Origin of the sequence: Bacillus sp. NH11B (assembly GCF_001884205.1) — a bacterium.
Classification (GTDB): domain Bacteria; phylum Bacillota; class Bacilli; order Bacillales; family Bacillaceae_G; genus Bacillus_A; species Bacillus_A proteolyticus.
Map to the genome: position 1 here is coordinate 109,837 of NZ_MAOG01000108.1, position 22,320 is coordinate 132,156.

The 22,320-nt window shown below is 35.8% G+C and carries 21 protein-coding genes, 1 tRNA gene and 1 pseudogene; 5 read left to right on the plus strand and 18 right to left on the minus strand.

Features of this window, described 5'->3' with window-relative positions; translation table 11 throughout:
- Nucleotides 1–27 precede the first annotated feature (27 nt).
- The 12 genes from BAU27_RS19210 to BAU27_RS19265 form a co-directional block, all read right to left on the minus strand.
- Nucleotides 28–606, minus strand: coding sequence for a 5-formyltetrahydrofolate cyclo-ligase (locus BAU27_RS19210; RefSeq protein ID WP_071747150.1), 579 nt, complete (start codon nt 604–606; stop codon nt 28–30).
- A 106-nt stretch (nt 607–712) separates the two neighbouring features.
- Nucleotides 713–862, minus strand: a complete 150-nt coding sequence (gene rpmG / locus BAU27_RS19215; RefSeq protein WP_001265616.1) for a 50S ribosomal protein L33 — start codon at nt 860–862, stop codon at nt 713–715.
- Between the two features lie 69 nt (nt 863–931).
- Nucleotides 932–3,283 carry a sugar phosphate nucleotidyltransferase gene (locus BAU27_RS19220; RefSeq protein WP_071771670.1) on the minus strand — a complete coding sequence of 784 codons (2,352 nt, stop codon included), beginning with the start codon at nt 3,281–3,283 and terminating at the stop codon, nt 932–934.
- A gap of 299 nt (nt 3,284–3,582) precedes the next feature.
- Nucleotides 3,583–4,239 (minus strand): phosphate signaling complex protein PhoU, encoded by a 657-nt coding sequence (gene phoU / locus BAU27_RS19225; RefSeq protein WP_071771671.1) that lies wholly within the window; start codon nt 4,237–4,239, stop codon nt 3,583–3,585.
- Between the two features lie 229 nt (nt 4,240–4,468).
- Nucleotides 4,469–5,284 carry a phosphate ABC transporter ATP-binding protein gene (pstB, locus tag BAU27_RS19230; RefSeq protein WP_070144871.1) on the minus strand — a complete coding sequence of 272 codons (816 nt, stop codon included), beginning with the start codon at nt 5,282–5,284 and terminating at the stop codon, nt 4,469–4,471.
- A 28-nt stretch (nt 5,285–5,312) separates the two neighbouring features.
- On the minus strand, nt 5,313–6,179 hold the full coding sequence (pstA, locus tag BAU27_RS19235) for a phosphate ABC transporter permease PstA (RefSeq protein WP_071771672.1): 867 nt from the start codon (nt 6,177–6,179) through the stop codon (nt 5,313–5,315).
- Between the two features lies 1 nt (nt 6,180).
- A complete protein-coding gene (gene pstC, locus BAU27_RS19240; protein WP_071747154.1) occupies nt 6,181–7,131 on the minus strand; it encodes a phosphate ABC transporter permease subunit PstC in 951 nt (316 codons plus the stop codon).
- A gap of 27 nt (nt 7,132–7,158) precedes the next feature.
- Complete coding sequence (locus tag BAU27_RS19245) at nt 7,159–8,076, minus strand: PstS family phosphate ABC transporter substrate-binding protein (RefSeq protein ID WP_071747155.1); 918 nt, start codon at nt 8,074–8,076, stop codon at nt 7,159–7,161.
- A 365-nt stretch (nt 8,077–8,441) separates the two neighbouring features.
- On the minus strand, nt 8,442–10,574 hold the full coding sequence (locus BAU27_RS19250) for a peptidoglycan D,D-transpeptidase FtsI family protein (protein WP_071747156.1): 2,133 nt from the start codon (nt 10,572–10,574) through the stop codon (nt 8,442–8,444).
- Between the two features lie 109 nt (nt 10,575–10,683).
- On the minus strand, nt 10,684–11,961 hold the full coding sequence (locus tag BAU27_RS19255) for an MFS transporter (RefSeq protein WP_071747157.1): 1,278 nt from the start codon (nt 11,959–11,961) through the stop codon (nt 10,684–10,686).
- Between the two features lie 120 nt (nt 11,962–12,081).
- On the minus strand, nt 12,082–12,693 hold the full coding sequence (gene sodA, locus BAU27_RS19260; protein ID WP_071771673.1) for a superoxide dismutase [Mn]: 612 nt from the start codon (nt 12,691–12,693) through the stop codon (nt 12,082–12,084).
- A 223-nt stretch (nt 12,694–12,916) separates the two neighbouring features.
- Nucleotides 12,917–12,990: transfer RNA gene (locus BAU27_RS19265), tRNA-Ile, on the minus strand.
- Nucleotides 12,991–13,230: 240 nt separating this feature from the next.
- Here BAU27_RS19265 and BAU27_RS19270 point away from each other — a divergent pair.
- The 3 genes from BAU27_RS19270 to ispG all read left to right on the plus strand — a co-directional run bounded on the left by BAU27_RS19270 (nt 13,231) and on the right by ispG (nt 15,698).
- A complete protein-coding gene (locus BAU27_RS19270) occupies nt 13,231–13,998 on the plus strand; it encodes a DUF1189 domain-containing protein (RefSeq protein ID WP_071747159.1) in 768 nt (255 codons plus the stop codon).
- Between the two features lie 65 nt (nt 13,999–14,063).
- On the plus strand, nt 14,064–14,429 hold the full coding sequence (locus BAU27_RS19275; RefSeq protein ID WP_071747160.1) for a hypothetical protein: 366 nt from the start codon (nt 14,064–14,066) through the stop codon (nt 14,427–14,429).
- Between the two features lie 165 nt (nt 14,430–14,594).
- Nucleotides 14,595–15,698 carry a flavodoxin-dependent (E)-4-hydroxy-3-methylbut-2-enyl-diphosphate synthase gene (ispG, locus tag BAU27_RS19280; RefSeq protein WP_165616075.1) on the plus strand — a complete coding sequence of 368 codons (1,104 nt, stop codon included), beginning with the start codon at nt 14,595–14,597 and terminating at the stop codon, nt 15,696–15,698.
- 83 nt (nt 15,699–15,781) lie between these two features.
- On the opposite strand, the gene BAU27_RS19285 is transcribed toward ispG, so the two are convergent.
- The 4 genes from BAU27_RS19285 to BAU27_RS19300 form a co-directional block, all read right to left on the minus strand.
- Nucleotides 15,782–16,195 carry a Fur family transcriptional regulator gene (locus BAU27_RS19285; protein ID WP_071747162.1) on the minus strand — a complete coding sequence of 138 codons (414 nt, stop codon included), beginning with the start codon at nt 16,193–16,195 and terminating at the stop codon, nt 15,782–15,784.
- A gap of 13 nt (nt 16,196–16,208) precedes the next feature.
- Nucleotides 16,209–17,042, minus strand: coding sequence for a metal ABC transporter permease (locus BAU27_RS19290; RefSeq protein WP_071747163.1), 834 nt, complete (start codon nt 17,040–17,042; stop codon nt 16,209–16,211).
- Nucleotides 17,042–17,812 carry a metal ABC transporter ATP-binding protein gene (locus tag BAU27_RS19295; RefSeq protein WP_001059657.1) on the minus strand — a complete coding sequence of 257 codons (771 nt, stop codon included), beginning with the start codon at nt 17,810–17,812 and terminating at the stop codon, nt 17,042–17,044. Before BAU27_RS19295 ends, BAU27_RS19290 begins: the two co-directional genes overlap by 1 nt.
- Before the next feature lie 180 nt (nt 17,813–17,992).
- Entirely contained in the window at nt 17,993–18,871 is an 879-nt protein-coding gene (locus tag BAU27_RS19300; protein ID WP_071747164.1) for a YitT family protein, read from the minus strand.
- A gap of 151 nt (nt 18,872–19,022) precedes the next feature.
- Here BAU27_RS19300 and BAU27_RS19305 point away from each other — a divergent pair, with 151 nt between their 5' ends.
- Complete coding sequence (locus BAU27_RS19305) at nt 19,023–19,277, plus strand: DUF2624 domain-containing protein (protein WP_071747165.1); 255 nt, start codon at nt 19,023–19,025, stop codon at nt 19,275–19,277.
- Nucleotides 19,278–19,302: 25 nt separating this feature from the next.
- On the opposite strand, the gene BAU27_RS19310 is transcribed toward BAU27_RS19305, so the two are convergent.
- Nucleotides 19,303–20,199, minus strand: a complete 897-nt coding sequence (locus BAU27_RS19310; RefSeq protein WP_000912459.1) for a deoxyribonuclease IV — start codon at nt 20,197–20,199, stop codon at nt 19,303–19,305.
- 233 nt (nt 20,200–20,432) lie between these two features.
- Nucleotides 20,433–21,743, minus strand: a complete 1,311-nt coding sequence (locus BAU27_RS19315) for a DEAD/DEAH box helicase (protein ID WP_071747167.1) — start codon at nt 21,741–21,743, stop codon at nt 20,433–20,435.
- 180 nt (nt 21,744–21,923) lie between these two features.
- On the opposite strand from BAU27_RS19315, the pseudogene BAU27_RS19320 reads away from it, so the two are divergent.
- Nucleotides 21,924–22,320 (plus strand): annotated as a pseudogene (locus BAU27_RS19320) (VrrA/YqfQ family protein); the annotation flags it as partial.

A 22,320-nucleotide genomic window follows, 5' to 3' on the forward strand; every position in this document is an offset into this window, starting at 1 on the left:
GAAAAAGTCTCGTCAATTTTTATTTGTCTATACAAGCCCATTTATAACCATTGTTCCTTTTTCTGTAATAATTTTTTCTACATTTTTATCAAATGGTTCAACAGGAATATGTTTTACCATTTGAAAATCATAAGCTAATGATAGCGTTTCCCCTTTATAATGCACGAGATAACGATCATAGTAGCCACCACCATATCCAATCCGTTCCCCTCGCCGCGTATACGCTACTCCTGGCACGATAAGAAGATCAATTTCACACGCATTCACTTCTTCCGTAAACGCTGGAATCGGTTCACGTAAATTCATATATACTGTTTCTAATTGATCAAAATTACTAATTTTCCGGAAAGACATCGTTCTTGTCCCTTTATTACACTTTGGAACAACAATTTTCTTTCCTTCTTCCCAAGCTTTTTCGATAATAGGATATGTATTCACTTCATGTTCCATCGAGAGAGTGATTCCAATTGTTTTAGCTTCAATCCACTCTTTTTGTCCATACAACGAAACTGCAATTTGTTCCGATAAAGTTGTATACTGTTCTTCAGATAAAGAATTCATGCGTTCTATTATTTGTTTACGTAAACGTATTTTCTCTTCTTTCACACACTTTTCCCCCTTACAGTGACACTTTACTCTACGAGGATAGTGTATCACTTTTACGTAGGAATCGCATAAAAAAAAAGAAACAGTAGGAAAATATTCCTACTGCTTACTTTGTTTCACGGTGTAACGTAGACTTCTTGTCACGCTTGCAATACTTTTTAAGCTCGATACGCTCAGCGTTGTTACGTTTATTTTTCTTTGAGATATAGTTACGATCTCCGCATTCTGTACATGCTAGAGTAATATTTACACGCATTCTTATTTCCCTCCAGTACTAATAACTTAAATCAGACTATACCATAATACCACTTTTAAAATAAAAATTCTACACCTTTTGATATTGTCTAATTTTTTCTATAAGATTTTTCATGTTTTCCCTTGCTATCACTGGGTTTCTAGCATGTGAATACACTAAAAATTTTGGTTGTTTTGCGTCAGAAACGATATAAGACCACTCTTTTTCTGTATATTTGAACTGTACTCCTTCTAATATCCCGTCTTCTTTTCTTTCCATATCAGCCAATAATTTCCGCATTACTTTCCCTTTTTCCTTCCACGAACACACAACTTCATCACAAAGTAAATAGAGCGGAGGTGATTGCTCTATTATGCTAAAAAATGTTTTTCCCTGCAGTGCTATTAACTCAAACAATTTTCCTATTCGATATAAAATATCTCGCTTCCATCTTATTTGAAAAGACTTTTTTTCATCATACATATAAAATAGAAGGTAACAACCGCCCAATTTCAAAGACATTGGATAAATTTTATCTGCTGATTCAAATAATAAATCAGGAATATCTACTTCTTCAAAGTCAGTTCCTTGGTAAATATTACTATGATTATCATATAAATCGAATTGATTTCCTTGTTCAGAAAACATAAGCGCCATATTTGCTTTACTCGATTTCATCAAAGCTTTCACATGATCTTTTTGTTCCCCCGCATAAATCCATGTAACTGTGCACCCAAGCCTTTGCAGAAAGAGAATAAGTAACTGTTGTAACATATCATTTCTCTTATTAATAAGAAGATGAAACTTCTGTTTTTGTATTTTCTCTATATCAATGTGTTCTAATACTGCTTCTATATAATTATTTAAAGAAACATGAACCTGCTTACTTCGCCCCATTTCTTTCTCACATACGTAACGAAACGACTCAGACATATATAGTTGTTCGATCATTTTTTGCTGCTTATACGATAACATTCCATCCCTGCCATACATCTTTATAACAATCCCTCTATCACTTTCCACTTGAATAAAAACCCCACCTGCACAGTTCAAATTATGAATGGCATACTGAAAAAGTGACTCGTTCATTTCTTTACATTCCATCGTATGAATCCCAATACCATGAATAGCATGGAGGAATAAGTTTTTATAGGACGTTGTTTCTATATTTTCTTGACTTCCGATTAATATGCTCTCTCCTTTTAAAAAAAGAGAACCATAAGCCATTGCGGCTTTCACAATAAATTGAGGGGTAATCTCAACATTTCCTCTTCCGACAATCCGGCTTTTTTGTAACCATCCTGCCCCCTTTTCACTCTCTTGAACACCAGCAGAGCCTACTATTGAATGACTATCTATCACCTTATATGGCCATAGTTTTCCTTTTTGCTTAATTACTGTACTTTTCCCTATATGGCAATGGTCCGCTACGATACTTTTTTGAAAAAGTGTAACATCATCTTCAACCATTGTATGCTCTCCAATTGTTGTTTCTAGCAACTCACAATATTTTCCGATATGGGAGTTTGCAAAAACGATGCTTTTTTGCAGCTGAGAATAACTTGAAACGATACTATTTTTCCCTATAATAGAGTACGGTTCAATTACAGCCCCCGCACCAATTATTACCCCTTCTCCAATAAAAGAAGGACCATGAATTTTCGTCCCTTTTCCTATCGTTACACCTTCTCCCATCCACACCATTGGTAATACTTCTGTATATGGAATAGGCACCTTCAATTTTTTCGTCAACAAATCGAATTGAGCTTGCCGATATTGATCAAATGTACCAATATCTAGCCAATAGTCTTCTGATAAATATGCAAATAACACATTTTTATTTGCCAATAGTGGAAATACATCATGACTGAAATCAAAAAATTCCATGGATGGTATGTAAGAAAAAATTTCCGGCTCCATTATATAAATACCTGTATTCACAACATTAGAAACTACCTCATTCCAACTCGGTTTTTCTATATATCGTATAATTTCTTGTTCTTTATTCGTTACAACTAGCCCAAATGAGAGTGGATTTTCTACTTCTTTCACAAACATCGTTACCATTCTCTTCTTCTGTTCATGAAATGCAATTCCTTCTGATAATTGAAAATCAGTTAATGCATCCCCACTAATAACAACAAATGTTTCATCTAAAAAACTTTCCGCTTGCTTAATACTCCCTGCGGTTCCAAGTGGGGGAGAGTCTTCAAAATAATACAAGTTAACTCCCCATTTACTACCATCACCAAAGTACTGCTTAATAGCTGTACTCATATATTGAACGGTAATTGCAATTTCACGAATGCCATGCTGACGTAATAATTCAATATTATATTCAAGAACCGGCTTTTCTAACAATGGTAACATCGGTTTTGGAGTATTACATGTTAATGGTCTAAGACGTCTTCCCTTTCCTCCAGCTAAAATAACCCCCTTCATATACTTCAGCCTCCACTTATATAATGTTCAAGAACTCCGTATACCACATATATATTATTTATCCCGCATTAACTGCCCACAAATAGCGGGATAAATAAATGTACCTTTTAACTCTAGCAAAAAAGAAAGCGCTTACTATTAAATTAGCAAAATATTTATAAGACGTAATTAACACATATGTACTTATTTTTCCATTAATTATGATACATCTTATCATCATAAACTAAAGGAAACAACGAGCTTTTTTTGTCATGTTTTGACTAAAAAAAGCAGGTGATGTCTCATCACCTACTCTTTTCCTACTCATTCAATAAATAATGCTTTCCTTTTACTAAATAAAATACATTCTCAGCAATATTGGTAACATGGTCTGCTACACGCTCAATGTATCTTGCAACAAAGGATAGTTGTGTAATTTGTGTAATCGCTTCTGGTTGTCCAGGGATAGAGGAAATAAATTCACGAATCGCCTTCCCATAAATTTCATCAACTGAATCATCCATTTCAGCAACTTGTCTAGCAAAAGTTAAATTTTCTTGCTCGTATGATTCTAATGCTAAATTTAACATTTTATGAGCAATCTCAAACATTTCATCAAGATTCTGCAAGCTAACAACCACTTCTTTTTCTCCAAGACGAATTGTTGATTTCGCAATATTAACAGCGTGATCTGCAATACGTTCTAAATCTGTCGCTGTTTTAATTGAAATGAAAATTCTTCGTAAATCACTTGCTACAGGCTGCTGCTTTGTAATAAGCATAAGTGCAAGGTCATTTATTTCTTCTTCTAAATTATCCATGCGATAATCACCATCAATGACCTCTAATGCTTTCTCTACATCTCTTTTGTGAAGCCCTTCCATAGCAATTAATAAAGCTTCCCTTGCTAATTCACCAAGTTCAACTACCTTTTGCTGTAACGTCTTTAAATCATATTGAAACTGTTCTCTTACCATTGCTTCTTCCCCCCTCAATATTATGTGCATTATATATAAAGTGAAACTTTAATCAGTGTGGGAGTTTTTCATCCCCACTGATTATTAGCCCGCAAATAGCGGGATAAATCCCCTCCCCAGCCTCTTGTACGTTTATTAAGCCTTGAGGAAAGAGAAATATTACTCCCCCTATTTAAAGTGAGAAATGCCCTCTATTAAGAGGGCATTTACTCTTAGCCTTACAACGATATCAACCAAATCGTCCTGTAATATAGTCTTCTGTTCGCTTATCTGTAGGTGTTGTAAATAATTTATTTGTATCTGTATATTCCACAACTTCTCCACTTAAGAAGAAGGCAGTTTTATCTGAAATACGTGCTGCTTGTTGCATGTTGTGCGTTACAATAACAATACTAAAATCTTTCTTTAATTCCTGAATTAGTTCTTCTACTTTTAATGTTGAAATTGGATCTAACGCTGATGTTGGTTCATCCATTAAAATTACGTCTGGCTCAATCGCTAAGCAGCGTGCAATACATAGACGTTGTTGCTGCCCACCAGATAAACCATATGCATTATCGTGCAAACGATCTTTTAACTCATCCCAAATGGCTGCTCCGCGCAAGCTTTTTTCAACGATTTCATCAAGTGTTTTTTTGTCACGAACACCATGAATTTTCGGTCCATATGCTACATTTTCATAAATAGATTTCGGGAATGGATTTGGCTTTTGGAACACCATGCCCACATGCGTACGTAATTCTTCAACCGGATATGATTTATCGAATATATTTCGTTCTCTATATTCGATAACTCCCGTAGTTCGAACGATAGGTACTAACTCTACCATACGATTTAGCGTTTTTAAGTATGTTGATTTCCCGCAACCACTTGGACCGATAATCGCTGTTACTTCATTCTCATGAATACTTAAGTTGATATCTTTTAAAGCATGGTCTTCTCCGTACCATAAATTTAAATTTTTCGTATCAAATACTACTTTTTTTGGTGCTGTCTCAATCTTCTTCTCATTTTTCACCTGTACATTTACTACTGTTGCTACCATTTGAATTCCCCTTTCATCCACTTCCAACTTATTTTCGATTTCGTAACCATAAGACAAATATATTTATAAAGAGCAGTAATCCTAGCAAAACAATCATCCCAGCTGCTGCTACATACTGAAATTCCTCTTGCGGTCTACTCATCCAATTAAAAATTTGAATTGGTAAAACCGTAAATCTATCGAACATACTAAACGGAACATAATTTGCAAATGCAAGTGCCCCAATAACTAACAACGGTGCCGCTTCTCCGATCGCTCTCGATACCGCTAACGTACATCCCGTTAAAATCCCTGGCAAAGCTACTGGCAGTACAGTTTGATACATCGTTTGCCATTTCGTAGCACCTAATCCGTAAGAAGCTTCTAATAAGGAACTTGGTACAGATCGAATCGCTTCTTGGCTAGCCACAACAACTGTTGGTAAGACGAGTAAACTCATCGTCAGTGCCGCTGCGATTATGCTCTCTCCCAAATGGAGAGCGTATACGAAAATAGTTAACCCGAGTAAACCAAACACAACGGAAGGTACCCCTGCTAATGTTTGATTATTCAATTCTATTAACTTTTTAAAAACGGACTCTTTCGCATAATGCTCTAAATAAAGAGCTGTTCCGACTCCAAATATAAAAGAGACCGGTATAACAATACTCATAAATAATATTGTTCCTGACAAAGCAGCAGCAATCCCAGCTTCTTTCGGATTACGTGAAGCGAAGTTTGTAAAAAAATCTATTGAAAGATAACTCATACCTTTTTCAAAAATTTGAAACAATAAAATAAACAGAATTACGATTGCAAACAAAATTGCTATATAAAATAATGATTTGTAAATTCTATCTTTTAAAAAACGTGATACCATATTTTCTTGTATTTTTTTATGGTCTAACATTCGCATATTATGTCACCCTCCTAAAACGGCGCATAATATACTGCGAAATGATGTTCATAATAAAAGTAAACACGAATAAAGTCGCACCTACAGCATACATGCTGTAATAAGTAATTGTTCCGTGCGGAGCATCACCTAAACTCACTTGTACAATATAGGCTGTTAATGTTTGAATAGAATGAGTCGGATCTATCGATACATTAGGTGTTGATCCAGCTGCAATAACAACAATCATCGTTTCACCAATTGCCCTGGAAGCAGCTAATATAATCGCTGCCATAATCCCCGTAAAAGCCGAAGGAAACACGACTTGTTTTACCATCTCAAACCGAGTTGCTCCTAGCGCTAATGAGGCTTCTTTAATTCCTTTTGCTACAGCTCTCATCGCATCTTCAGAGAGTGACGCAATCGTCGGTATCATCATAAATCCTATAACAATACCCGGACTAATAGCATTAAAAAACTGCAAATCTGGTATAACCCGTTGTAACAGTGGTGTGACAACTGTTAACGCGAAAAAACCATATACAATTGTCGGGATGCCTGCTAGTAGCTCTAACAACGGTTTTAATATTTTCTGAGCGCCATTCGAAGCGTATTCGCTTAAAAACACGGCACAACCTAAACCAATAGGAATTGCTACGAACATGGCAATTGCTGTTACAAGGATTGTTCCACATATAAGTGGTAATATACCGAATTTCGGATCTTCAAAAAAAGGTAACCATTCTTGCTCCGTCAAAAAGGAGTATAATGATATTTTTTGAAAAAACATGATTGTTTCACTAGCCAACGTAATAATAATCCCAAGTGTCGTCACTATAGACACGCTAGCAATTATTTTTAGTAATAACGGAACAATTCGATTGATTCGCTGCGCTTTTTTTCGCCTCTTTGTATTTCTCTCAATCAAATGTTGTACAGAAAATGTAATTTGACTTTTGTCATTATGAGCCAAAGATGAAAACCCCTTTCCACCCTGACATTACCTTTTTATTTCTGTTAACATTCGCAGCTGTTCATTGTATTTTTCTTTTGGCAATTTTACATATCCGACCTCTTCAGCGAGGTTGCCAACATGTTTAATCATAAACTCAACATAATTTGCTACATTCATTTTATTTCGGATAGATGCATCATTTACATAAGTAAATAGCGGTCTAGCTAAAGGCTTATACGCCCCCGACTGAATGGTCTCTTTCGTTGGAAATACACCATCCACCTGTATTGCTTTCACCTTATCTCTATTGGCCATATAATAAGCATATCCTACAAAAGCAATGGCATTTTTATCATTCATTACCCCTTGCATAATAACTTGATCGTCTTCAGACAAAGAAACCGTTTTTACAAGGCGATTATTTTGTAAGACAACATTTTGGAAATAATCATAAGTACCAGAGTCTACGCCTGGCGCATAAAATTTAACTTGTTCACGTGGCCATGATGAATGAATTTGTGACCATCGTTTCAATCTACCATTTTCACTCCATAATAGACGTAACTCGTCTATCGTTATATTGTTTACCCACGTATTTTGACGATTCACAACAATTGTTAGACCATCATAAGCAACCTCAAATGGTGTAAATTGAATGGAATTTTTCTGCATAGCATTTTCTTCTACCGGTTTCATCAATCTCGAAGCATTGTTTATATCTACTTCTCCTTTACTGAAACGATTAAATCCTCCTCCTGTCCCAGAAATACTAATAGAAATTTTCACGTTTGGATAGGCCTTTGTATATTCCTCTGCTACTGCCTCTATAATAGGAAAAACCGTTGAGGATCCATCAACTCTCACTTCTCCCATTTCATTTGTAGCAAATACAGTAGACATATTAAAACAAAGGAAACATGTCGATAATGTCAAAACTTTAATCGATGCGCTCATCCATTTCACGTGTTCTTCCTCCTAGAAGTAACCGGAAATAACAGGATTACAGATATAAGAATACTGCTAAACTATTAATTCGGTTTTAATTGTTTGTAAAAGTTTTGTAAAGTTCCACAAAAACAACTGTATACACAAACTTTATTTTCACTTTTGTACTTTAGATGCAGGAAATTTTCTAATCATCCATAAAACTGCTATCTCCTATCACACAAGACAAACTTAGAGCGTATGCACTCATCTTGTTATGTTCATCGTTTTTAAAACATGTCTTTTCAACATTTTACGCTTGTCCACATTTACTAAACCATATGCATAAAGCATAAAAAAAAGCACACTATCTTTTCAGATAGTGTGCTTTTTTTACAACTTTTTTATTCATCATCTTGTGCTTTATTTTTTTTCTCTTTTTCATCTTTTGGAGCTTCACCAGTTAATGCTTGTTTTTTCAAATCAAAGTAAGCGTCCATTATTTCACGACCAATATATCCATTAATCCCTGTTTTATCATCATGTACCCACGGAACAACAACAGAAAATGCTACTTCTGGATCTTCAAGTGGTGCATAACCTACTAATGTTAAGTTATATGTTTCAACACGCTCATTTTTTGCATTTCTACCAATCTCTTTATCTCCGCCATATACAGTTTGAGCTGTACCTGTTTTCCCAGCGGCTTTATATGGTGCACCTGCAAAGTATTTTGTAGCTGTACCACCTGTATCGTTAAACACTTGTCTAAATCCTTCTTGAACACGTTTAATTTGTGATTCAGGCATATCAACACGATTTAATACTTTCGGTTCCATCGATTGAACAACTTTTCCAACTTCTTCTGGCTTCGCCGATGGCTCGCGAATTTCCTTTACAACTTGCGGTTGCATACGATATCCACCATTTGCAATCGTCGAAATATATTGCGCTAATTGAAGCGGTGTATACGTATCATACTGTCCGATTGATAAATCTAATAAGAAACCTGGTTGATTTCCTTTACCCATTTGACCAGCAGTTTCATTTGGCAAATCAATTCCTGTTTTTACACCAAGCCCAAACTGCCCAAAATAGTAACGCATCGTATCAAATGCTTTTTGTGGTATATCTAACGTACCACCTCGTACGTATGGAACACCAGCGATATTCATCGCTGTTTTAAACATATAAACGTTAGAAGACATTTTTAACGCTGTAAGGTCATTAATATACCCCATCGTTTTCCAAGATGACTTCGTAGGTGTCCCTTTTAATTTAATTGGTTCATCTAACTGTACAGCTCCAGGTTGAATTGCACCAGTTTGATATCCCGTAAGTACTGTCGCACCTTTGACAGTTGAACCCATCGGATAAGAACTCGTCATCGTTCCTAATGCGAAATCTTTCACTTGCGTTTGACCGCCTTCATTTACTAATTGTTTCCCCGCCATAGATAAAACTTCACCATTTTTAGGGTTCATCATTACAACGAATGCACGGTCTAAAAGAGGTTCGCTCCCTTTAAATCTCATTAAGTTTTTCGCAAGAATTTCTTCTACGCGCTTTTGTAATTCCATATCGATTGTTAAATTCAGGTCGTTGCCTCGTTGTCCTTGTGACACATTAATAGTTTCTAAAATATTTCCATCTTTATCTGTAACATTTCTTACTTCAGCTTTTGTACCGTGTAAGCTATCTTCATATTGTTGCTCAAGGTAACTTTTTCCTACACGATCGTTACGATTATAATCGCGAACAAGATAGTAATCTAATCTTTCTCTCGGTAATCCTTCATCAGAAGTCGTTACACCACCAAGTACACTTCGGAACATATCATCATACTTATATTTTCGTTCCCAGTCGACATTTGTATCTACACCTGGCAATTTCGCCAAATTTTCACTAATAATCGCGTATTCTTCTTCTGTTGCACCTTTTTTAACGATTTGCGGCGTCATTGCATATCCGCTTTCCATCTTGCTTTTGATCGCCAATATTTCTAAATCTTTTGGCGACAGTTGATTAATCTCTTCTTCTGTTACACGGCTTCGTTGACGTTCATCTAGTTCTTTATCGTCAATTTTATTCGTTTTAAACTCTTCACGATCTTTTTTTGAGATTTTTGCTTCTGCTTCTTCTTTATGTAAAGCAAGCCAATAATCTTTTTTATCGCGATCCGTTAACTTATCTGTTGGGACCTCAATTAAATCTGCTAACTTTTTCGCCGTTTCTAAGCGATCTGCTGCAGTTGATCCCTTCATTTTTGTAAATGTAATTGTACGAATAGGCTCATTATCTACGACCGCTTCTCCATTACGATCAAATATTTTCCCACGCGGTACAGGATTACTTATCGTTGAATTTTCTTTCTTCTCAACTTCATTTTTATATTCCTCACCACGAACAATTTGTACGTATCCAAGCCTTACAATAACCGCGGAGAACATTAAAAACACGCAAAAAAACAACACGTTTAACCGAAAGGGAACGTGGGTCTTTGTCTTTGTCTGGTTCTTTTTCTGCTTCTTGCTCATACAAACCCCCTCTACCAACAGCTATGTAATGTGAAAGGGACACCTTCATACAGGTGTCCTCACTGCTGTCTTACATCTTTTTCTATTCTAGCATAAAACACACGATAAGTTAACCTTCTGGTTCAGTTTGATTCTGCGCTGTTCCTTGTGCTCCAACGCTGGTTTTGTTCACATTTCCCTCATCATATTTGACATTTTTAACTGCAAAATAAATAAGAAAATGTCCAGCTCCTAAAATACATAGTAAAAAAGGTAAACTTTTTTCAGGAGGAAAGAATATGACAGCACATAAAAAACTTAAGATGGAACAAATTCTTCCAGCATTTAACCATAATTCCCTGACTACTACATATTCTACACGCCATTCTCTCGCCTGTTTTGCTCTACCAATTACATCGTATGTCATGGATCCGTACGGAACGAGTAAAATAGGATATGCAACCGCAATACATGCTGCATAAATAAGTAATTTCGTATATGTAACATTGAAAATAACTAAAAATACGACCGCATATAAAATAATACCACCGAGTAAAATGGCTTTTTTTCGCCATTCCTTCTTTAACATGCGGGCAACTAAATAATAGCATACAAATGATACTGCAGAGTTCACTAAACTATATTTCCCTAACGCTAACTCGCTACCAGATGCTAAATAGACGTATACAGAAATAACGAAAATAAACGTTCCTTCTCTCAAACCCTGGAAGAAATGAGCGCGCGTAATTCTTCCCCAGTTTTCATCAACTTGCCGCTCTTTCAATACTTGTACAATTTCATAGCGCCCTTCACATTCTCTCTTTGATAAAAAAAAGCTTAAAACAACCGCAATCGCAAATAGCATTAACGAGAGGAAAAAAACGACCGTATAACCACTCCATTTTTCCATACGTGAAATTGTATATCCGGCTGCAATTGGCCCAATCATTCCAGAGAACGATGTAAGAAGTCCGAGAAAACCGTTAAAAAAGTCTCTTGTTTCTGGTTCTGTAATCTCAAAAGTCAACAAGTTAAATGCAAGCCAATAAAATCCATAACCAACTCCCAAAAGAGCTCCCATTAGTAAAATATAGTGAGATGCACTTTTTCCCGCTACTAAAACGACGATAAAAAAAACAGCTAACGTGCCTACACCTATTCGCAATAAAATCGAACGATCAATACGTTTCGCTAATTTCCCGCCCACAAGAAATGTTAGAGGCTGTAATACAACGCTGGCCAAATTATACAAGCCCAGATTTACATAATTTTGTGTTTGCTTCCATAAATAAATGTTTACAAACGTATTTGATAAAGAAATTGCGAGCGTGTATAAACCGCCTATAACGAGCAATAATACTAAATCCCGATTCACTTCAACATCACCAATTACATGTTTCCACTTCATACACAACTCTCCTTTACTTCATGTTCTAGTCTTCCAAAGACAAGCTCAATTATGTAAAAGGAGAGTATAGAAAAAAGCTAGGAGAAAACTCCTAGCTTTTTTTAGCTGTATTAACTTTAATTATTTTGCTTCTTGGTAAAGTTTTTCAGCAACGTTCCAATCTACAACGTTCCAGAATGCACCGATGTAGTCAGGACGACGGTTTTGGTAATTTAAGTAGTAAGCATGCTCCCAAACATCTAAACCGATAACTGGAGTTTTACCTTCAGTTAGAGGAGAATCTTGGTTTGGAGTGCTTGTTACTTCTAACTCACCATTGTTTACTACTAACCAAGCCCAACCAGAACCGAAGCGAGTTGCGCCAGCTTTTGCGAATTCTTCTTTGAATGTATCGAAGCTACCGAATTTCGCTTCAATCGCAGTTGCAAGTTCGCCTACTGGTTGTCCTCCGCCGTTTGGAGATAGGATTGTCCAGAAGAATGTATGGTTAGCATGTCCGCCACCATTGTTACGTACTGCTGTACGGATTGCTTCAGGTACTTCGTTTAAGTTTGTTACTAATTCTTCAACGCTTTTATCAGCTAATTCTGCATGACCTTCTAAAGCAGCGTTTAAGTTTGTAATATACGTGTTGTGATGTTTTGTATGATGGATGTTCATTGTTTCTTTATCAAAGTGAGGTTCTAAAGCATCATACGCATAAGGTAAATTTGGTAATTCGTGTTTTGCCATTGTTATATTCCTCCCGGTTTATGTATTGTCACTATATATGTGACATACAACTTCATTCTACCCTAATTGCCATAGGGTGCAAACAAATAAATCACATTGTCTTGCTATCATTAAAGTAGCAAAATTCCCACTTCTTTTCAATTAAAATGCTCATATATCCGTAAAAAAAGCTTCCTTCTACAAGGAAGCTTCCTGCTGACATAATAAACATGCGAAATGGATATGGACCCTGTAGGACTCGAACCTACGACCGGACGGTTATGAGCCGTCTGCTCTAACCAGCTGAGCTAAGGGTCCACAATTATGTATGTAACATTAAAAATAACTAAATTCCCATTGGCTATATCGTTTGAGAAATGTAAGATAAATTTACCATATACAAAAGAAAAGTGTCAATTGTATTTTTCTCTCCTAAAAGAAGAAAATTAAGTAAGAAGAACTTTAGTCCTTTCTACTATATGTAAAGATAATATATCTTGAGCTTCTCTAGATTCGTACGTTACAATGATTTTATACATACATAAAGGAAGTGAATCTATGTCCATTTTTACACAGCTAGCAAAAAGCGTATATTCGCCTAAAGATATGGCGCTTTTCCGTTTTCAAAAAATCGGTAAAACCATTTTGTATATTATGCTTCTTTGCCTAATCACTACTATTCCAAGAACTTTCTTGTACGGTAGCGTTATTCAAGATGGTGTTAACATGGTAAATAAAGTGATCGAAAAAGATTTACCTGATTTCAAAATTGAAAATGGCGAACTAACAGCTGATATTGACCAACCTATCGAAAAAGAAGATGGAAATGCCCTTTTCGTATTTGATCCAAATTCAACAGACTTAGAAAAATATCAAAATAAAACAGGTTTATTTGTTTTAAAAGATAAAGTAGTCTCCATGGGAAATGGCCAACCACAAACATACTCTTATAATGACTTATTAGGTGCATCTCTTGAGAAGAAAGATTTACAAGATTTCATTTCGTTATTTGACAGTATTTATCCAATCTTACTATTCGTTATTGGGTTCTTACTGTACTTGTTCCAATTATTTATTACCTTTGTAGGAGTTACATTACTTGCCTTCATCGGTTCTGCAATGAGCGGTCAACGCAAATTATCTTATAAACAAGTTTGGACGTTAACTGCTTACAGCTACACAATTCCAACAATCTTCTTTATGGTTATGGATTTATTCAAAATAAACGTACCTGGAGCAACATTCATTTACATTGCAGTTGTTTTAATCGTTCTATACTTAACAATTAAAGAAGTTCCAAAACCAAAAGATAAACAAGAACTATAAAAAAATGCCTAAATAGGCATTTTTTTTTTGGACAAGCATATATTCCTAGCAAAGGAGTGAAGGATATGAAGAGATTAGGTGTACTCTTATTCGTGCTTGTCCTCGGTTATATATTTTATTACGACATTAAAATCGGTACTTTACCGATGTTAAGTTCATACAAAAAAACAACAGCTGCCGAAACGATAAAAAAAGAAAATACAGATACAAAGCAGAATAAAGAGAAAGAAACAGAAAAAGAAACGGATACAGCTTATAAAGCAATTGAAGTAAAAACTGGTGATACAGTCCTTTCTATTACAGAAGCGATCAATAAGAAAAAAATTCCTTCTATTGAAAAAGTAATTGATGATTTTAAACAATTAAATAAAAATACATCTGCTACAAAAATCCAAGTTGGAAAGTCTTATAAATTCCCGTTATATCAATAAGCCATCACTTAATCCTTGTCAATTACATAAAGGCGCTGATACAATAGTAAAAGTGAAACCGAGTACTTTGGTTTCTATAGCCCTTTCTCACACATACTATCATTGATGTAAGGGACTAAAATAAGAAACTTCTTTTATAAGGAGAGCGATCTATTCGTGAATGAAATGACTCATCGTACAAAAACACGTCCAGTTAAAGTCGGTAATTTAACAATTGGCGGTAACAATGAATTAATTATACAAAGTATGACGACAACAAAAACACATGATGTTGAGGCTACAGTTGCTGAAATTAAACGTTTAGAAGAAGCAGGCTGTCAAGTCGTTCGTGTTGCTGTTCCAGACGAGCGCGCAGCAAATGCTATTGCTGATATTAAAAAACAAATCAACATTCCACTTGTTGCTGATATTCATTTTGATTATCGCCTTGCTTTAAAAGCAATCGAAGGCGGCATTGATAAAGTACGTATCAATCCAGGTAATATTGGACGTCGCCATAAAGTAGAAGCTGTTGTAAACGCAGCGAAAGAGCGTGGCATTCCAATCCGTATCGGCGTAAATGCAGGTTCATTAGAACGTCACATTTTAGAAAAATATGGATACCCAACTGCTGATGGTATGGTCGAGAGCGCACTGCACCATATTAAAATTTTAGAGGACTTAGATTTCCACGATATTATCGTATCAATGAAAGCCTCTGATGTTAACTTAGCAATTGAAGCATATGAAAAAGCCGCTCGCGCTTTTGATTATCCATTACATTTAGGTATTACAGAATCAGGAACTTTGTTTGCTGGAACTGTAAAAAGCGCTGCTGGTCTTGGAGCAATTTTAAATAAAGGTATCGGAAATACACTACGTATTTCTTTAAGTGCTGATCCAGTGGAAGAAGTAAAGGTTGCACGTGAACTATTAAAGTCATTCGGTCTTGCATCTAATGCCGCAACACTTATTTCTTGTCCAACTTGTGGTCGTATTGAAATTGACCTAATTAGCATCGCTAATGAAGTAGAAGAATATATCTCTACACTTCAAGTTCCAATTAAAGTTGCGGTACTTGGCTGCGCTGTAAACGGTCCTGGTGAAGCTCGTGAAGCTGACATCGGTATTGCTGGTGCACGCGGAGAAGGTTTATTATTCCGTAAAGGGCAAGTTGTTCGTAAAGTACCAGAAGAAACTATGGTAGAAGAACTGAAAAAAGAAATTGATGTAATCGCTGCTGAAATGGCTGCCGAACGAGAAAAAGAAAAAGAAAAACAAGAACAATAAAAAAGACGGTTGCCCACAATTTTTGTGAGCAACCTTTTTACATTTAAATTAAAAACTCGTCAGTTAATAACCGACGAGTTTTCTCATTTTGCACATTTTGGACAACGACCATATATTTCGAACTTATGTCCCGTTACCTCATAACCTTTAAAATCTTTATTCATAAAATCCATTGGGCAAGAAGTGATTTCTTTCGTACCACCACAATCTAAACAAATAAAATGATGATGATGTTCCATAATAGAGCACGTAAAACGAAAATGTTTTTCACCATTTAATTCCGTTTGCTCTAAAACTCCAATTTCAGCGAATACCGTTAAGTTACGATAAATCGTATCGAAACTAAGTCCTGGATAATCATCCTTCATATGCTCTAAAACGTCTTTCGCAGTTAAATAACGATTATGTGCCGCGAATAATCTTAGCATCTCTTCCCTTTTCCCCGTATGTTTATATCCTTTTTCCTTCATTAGGCGTAAAGCTTCTGTTAGATTCATACCTATCCCTACTTTATGCAGTTTTTTTCTTCTTCCATAAAATCGCACCGATTAAAATAAGAACCGCTATCATAACGATTGTACCACCTGGTGCTAGATCAAGTTGATACGAAGCAAACATTCCACCAATTACTGCAATTTCACCAAATAAAATGGAAAAGAAAATTGTTTGTTTAAATCCTTTTGCAATACGAATACTTGCTGCAACTGGTAACGTCATTAAAGATGATACGAGAAGAACACCTACAACCCGCATTGATACCGCAATTACAAGAGCAACTAATATAATGAAAATAAAGTGAATCCACTTTGCACTCAAACCGGTTGATACAGCGTATTCCTCATCAAATGATAGTAAAAACAACTCTTTGTATAATAAAACAATCGTTATAATAACTACAATTGCTACTATACCAATAATAATTAAATCCGCACTTGTCACAGCACTTACACTACCAAATAAATAACTAAATAAATCCGTATTGAATCCATTAGCAAGTGAAATGAAGATAACTCCAATCCCCATCCCTGCTGAAAGTATAATCGGAATTGCTAATTCTTGATAATGTTTATATACAGTACGTAATTTTTCAATTAGCAATGCTCCACCGATTGAAAAAAGCATTCCCATATATAAGGGGTTTAAAAACCCACCGGTAAAGATTGTCTTTTCAAGTAATAAACTTGCTGCAATTCCCGATAACGTCACATGACTTAATGCATCCGCAATAAGCGACATACGACGAATTACAACGAACACGCCGATAAGTGGTGCGACAAGCCCTATTAAAACACCAGCGTATAAAGAATTACGTAAAAAATCATATTGTAAAAAATCCTGTATCATTATATCCTCCCGTGATGCCCATGTTCATGTTCTAAGCGATGAACATGATGTCCATATAAAATCGACATTTCGGCATCTTCTAACTCTCGGAATTTCTCTACATTCCCATGGAAATGTAGATGCTGATTTAAACATGCAACATGCGTCACCTTCTCTGTTACAGCACCCATATCGTGCGTAACAAGAATTAACGTGATCCCTAGCCTTTTGTTTAAATCCTCTAGTATCTCATAGAAGCTTTCCACATTTTTCACATCAATCCCAACAGTAGGCTCGTCCAAAATAAGTAATTCCGGATCACTTACAAGTGCACGAGCAATAAATACACGTTGTTGCTGTCCACCAGAAAGCTCTCCAATGTTGCGACCTTGAAACTCGCTCATCCCTACATCAGCAATCGCTTTTTCTACTTTCGCCTTATCGTCTTTCGTAAAGAAGCGAAAAAGACCTTTTTTGGAAACAAGTCCCATTGAAACAACTTCAAAGACAGTCGCCGGGAAACCTGAGTTAAAGCTATTTGCCTTTTGAGATACATAACCAACTTTATTCCACTCTTTAAATTTTTTACTATCAATGCCAAACAATCTAATACTTCCTTGCTTCGGCTTTAAAACACCCAATAAACATTTAAGTAAAGTCGATTTCCCTGAACCATTCGGTCCAACTAAACCTAAAAAAGCTCCCTTCGGAACTTGCAAATTAATATCTTCTAACACATTTCGATCTTCATACCGAAACGTAAGTCCTTCTATTTCTAATATATTATTCATTACACATCACCTATTTTAATTCAGAATGATTCCGATTTATCTCTATTTGAATTATAGTACAGCTTATTATAGTTGTAAACCAATCTGCCCAAAATATATTCCTTATTTCCAGAAACCTTACTATTATAACAAAAAGCAGAGAAAATTTCTCTGCTTTCGAAAGATATTGTAATTAATTTTTTAGTGAATCGCTGATTTAAACTTACCGCCATTCGTCTCTTGCGTACTCATAATCGTAACAAAGGCATTTTCATCAATTTCATGCACAATCGACTTTAACTTCGTCACTTCAAGACGCGTTACAACTGCATAAATAACTTCTTTTTCTTTATCTGTATAGCCACCTTTAGCAACAAGTTTTGTTGTTCCACGGCCAAGGCGGTGTAAAATTGCATTTGATACTTCTTCATATTGATCTGACACTATTAAAACCGCTTTCGTTTCGTCTAATCCTTGAATTACTGTATCAATTGTTTTAAATGCGATATAGTACGTCATAACAGAATACATCGCCTGTTCGACACCAAATACAAATGCTGCCCATGCAAAAATGAATAAATTCACAAACATTACAAATTCACCAACAGAGAAAGGTAATTTCTTCGTTAATAAAATCCCCATAATTTCTGTTCCGTCCATTGATCCACCATGACGAATAACAAGTCCTACACCAAGCCCTAAAATAAGACCACCAAAAACTGTTGCTAAAATCGGCTCTGTTGTAAATGGTGGGATAGCATGCAACGTTGATTCAATAAATGCTAAAGCTACAATTCCAAATGCTGAAGATAACATGAATGTTTTTCCAATTTGCTTATACCCGGAGTACATAAAAGGAATGTTGAGGATAACAACTAAAGTAGAAAAACTTAACCACCAAATATTAGGAGTAAGATAATCTAATATAAGAGAAATACCAATAATTCCACCATCGATAATTTTATTTGGCATTAAAAACAGTTCAATCGCTACCGCTGCACACGCTGCCCCAAAGACAATCATAACTAAACGATATACAAGATGAATAACACTTTCTTTTCGATGTTGCTTTTTCTCCATAAGTCCTCCTTATACTCTTTATCTATAGTTTTGTTCTTATATTATAGCATAAGCTTCTTTTTCTCATGGAAAAAACGAAACTCTATAAGAATATATACAAGCTATGTGCACATATATTTCGATAGTAGAACGTGTGAAGGAGGACAACACGATGAACCTCATCAAACAAATTGTTAATAAAAAATTAAACCATATTTCTACAAAAGAGCTATTAAAATATAGCAAAGAATATGAAGTTCCAATTACACCCGCACAAGCTGATCAAATTGTTTTACTTATGAAAGGAAAAAACATTAACATTTACGATAATAATGAGCGACTAGATCTCTTAAAACAAATCGCAAAGGTAACTTCTCCTGCCACTGCCCAACAAGTTAATACTTTATTTCAGCAACTATTAAAATAAGGAGGGGAAATCCCCTCCTTATTTCTTATTGCGCTTTAATTTTCTCAAGAATTCCTTCATCAAAAGTACCATTTTTCAGCATTTCGATTTCTAATTTATATGGCGGCTTCTTATCTTTTTTATCTTCACCTACATATGGCGTTTCAAGAATTTTTGGTACGTGCATTAACTGCGGGTGATGCACGATATGATGCAACGCTTTATAACCGATATGACCGAAACCGATATTTTCATGACGGTCCTTTCCTGCGCCGCGTACATTTTTACTATCATTAATATGAAGTACTTGCAAACGATCAATACCAACAATCTTATCAAATTCGTTTAATACACCGTCAAAGTCATTTACAATATCATATCCTGCATCGTGCGTATGACACGTATCAAAGCATACTGATAGCTTCTCATTATATTTTACACCATCAATAATCTTTGCAATTTCTTCAAAGCTACGACCGCATTCTGTTCCTTTTCCCGCCATCGTTTCTAACGCAATGTTAACCGTCTGTTCTGGCGTTAATACTTCATTAAGCCCTTTAATAATTTGTTGAATACCAGCATCCGCTCCTGCACCAACGTGCGCACCTGGGTGAAGAACGATTTGTTTCGCCACACCTAATGCCGATGTTCTTTCAATTTCCATGCGAAGGAAGTCTACACCTAATTGGAATGTTTCTGGCTTCGTCGTATTCCCAACATTAATAATATATGGCGCATGTACGATAATTTCCTCAATACCGTTTAGTTCCATATGTTTTCTTCCTGCTTCTATGTTTAATTCCTCAATTGGTTTTCTTCGTGTATTTTGCGGTGCACCTGTATAAATCATAAACGTCGTTGCACCGTATGAAACAGCCTCTTCACTTGCTGCTAATAACATCTTCTTACCACTCATTGAAACATGAGATCCAATCTTTAACATACAATCACCTCTTCAATATACAATAGATATAATGATAGCATAATTTGTAGAAACATGTAGTGAATTGTTTGTTCGCAAAAAAGGCACTACACAAATTTATATGACTATTTAAACAAGCTATACTCTATATTTAACTTAACTGGATTAGGCGAAACTTTAATCAATATTTTTCTATCCTTATTGATTATATACTCTCACAAATAGCGGGATAAAAAAAGATAAGGGAAAATCCCTTATCTTTTTTTATTACTATATTTTCTCTTAACTTTATCACGTTCTGTTGCAAGTTTTCGTTTATAGTTTGGTTTTACTTTCTTCGGCTTTTTAACAACCTTTGTTGCCATAACATCTAGCCCATCATTTGGTTTTTTACGGCTCTTACGACGACGACGGTCACCTAAATCCGCCCACTCATCTCCGCGTAAATCTACATGCTTAAACTCGATATGACGTTGTTTTTCCAAACTATCTAAAGCTTCTTCATTTGCTGGATCATAAATTGTCACTGCAATACCTGAATGACCCGCACGTGCAGTTCTCCCAACACGGTGAACGAAGAAATCTAAATCTGATGGAAGTTCATAGTTAATAACATGACTAATTCCTTCAATATCAATACCGCGTGCTGCTAAATCAGTCGCAACAATATATTGGAATTCAAGATCACGAATTTGTTTCATCATTCTTTTTCGATCACGTGGTGATAAATCCCCGTGAATTCGTCCAACTTTTAGGCCACGCTCTGTTAATCCATCAGCAACTTGGTCTGCCATTTTCTTCGTGTTAGTGAAAACAATTGCTAAATACGGCTTAAATTGAAGCAACATCTTGTTCACTAAATCAATTTTGTTACGATGTCTAGAAGGCACTAAATAATGCTCAATATTTCCAGCCGCAACTTGTTTCGGATTAATATGAATATGCTCTGGATTCTCCATATATTTCTTCAAAAATGGTTTTAATTTTTGAGGAATTGTTGCAGAGAAAACTAGCATTTGCAAGTTTTTAGGCATACGTCCTGCAATTTTATCTACATCTTGAATGAATCCCATATCAAGCATTAAATCTGCTTCATCGACAATAATAGTATTTGCTTTATAAACAAATAGCGCTTTTTCTTCTACTAAGTCTTTAATACGTCCTGGTGTTCCAACTACAATATGAGGTTGTTTTTTCAACTTTTCAATTGATCGTTGTTTATCAGTTCCACCAATTAAGCAACGTGCTGTAATCATTTGATCTTCTGCACAGAACTTTGTTAATTTCACGATTTCTTCGTAAATTTGTTGTGCTAACTCACGAGTAGGCGCTGTAATAACAAGTTGAACTTCTTCACGACTTGCATCAATTCTGTTTAATGTAGGAAGTAAGTATGCATGTGTTTTCCCAGAACCTGTTTGGGATTGTCCAATTACACTTACACCTTTTTTCACAACCGGGAAAATTTTCTGTTGAATTCCTGTCGGCTCTGAAAAGCGTAGTTCACGAACTGCATCTATTAAAAATGGTTTAAAATCATACTGTGTAAAAGTTTGTTGTGTCATAAGTTACACCTTCTTTCTAAATTTCTACTGCGCGCACAAATCAGTCAAGTCTACATTATATCGAAATCTACAAGTAAAATCCATCTTTAGTTTAGGTTTTCACTTCAAAAACTAACCTTCTTCCCTCTTATTGCATATTGTATGTGTATATACCTAACTGAAGAAAGGAGGATTTCCCACATGTTTCCGAAATCCCCTGCAAGACAAATGTATCCGAATCGAGGACAACAATCTTACACACCATATCCGATTCCACAACTACCACCGATGGCTCAAAAAAAGAAAGGTTTCCTTGCTAAACTCTTTAAAAAACACGATCCAACCGAACCTTTCATGCAAATGGTCCCTCCTTATCGACAAATGGAAGGGCCACCGATGATGTACCAACAACCGCCGCCCCAATATCAACAGCAACAGCAACAGCCCCACCACCAACAATATACACAACAATATCAACCATACATGCAGCAATATCCTCAACAGATGATACCACCTCAAATGTATGAATCAAATGATACACGCGGCGCCGCGTCAGCTACAACCGCAGCGGCATCTAGCAGCGGTATCGGTAGTTTTT